Origin of the sequence: Geomobilimonas luticola (assembly GCF_018476905.1) — a bacterium.
GTDB classification, from domain to species: Bacteria; Desulfobacterota; Desulfuromonadia; order Geobacterales; family Geobacteraceae; genus Geomobilimonas; species Geomobilimonas luticola.
In genome coordinates, this window is the sequence record NZ_JAHCVK010000033.1 from 1 (window position 1) to 337 (window position 337).

Annotated in this window: 1 protein-coding gene; it reads right to left on the reverse strand. The window is 66.5% G+C overall.

Features of this window, described 5'->3' with window-relative positions; translation table 11 throughout:
* Positions 1 to 337: hypothetical protein (locus KI810_RS17185; RefSeq protein ID WP_214176792.1), on the reverse strand; the 337-nt coding region annotated here is incomplete at both ends.

Here is a 337-nt window from a genome sequence, read left to right on the forward strand (position 1 = left end):
TCGGGGTGCTGGACAGCGGTGCCGAGGCGCCGTAGTGACCACCCATCACCGGGTTCTTTTTCTTGAAGGGATAGCGCTGCTCGGCGCCGGAGGTGCTGTAATCCTGGTACTTCGGTGCATCCCAGTAGCCGAGGATCGCCTGGGTCGCCCCGTAGGTGGAGCCATACCCCCACGGGGTGCTGATGGCCGTCTGGTTGAGGTGGCAGTCGAGGCAGATGCTGGCGCCGGGACTGCGCACGTTCTTGTCCGCCGCGCTTCCCCCCGCCTGGGGCTTGTAGCTGGTGGCGTAGCCCCCCTGACCGGTGACGGTCTCTTTCAGCAGCCCGCCCCGCTTCTT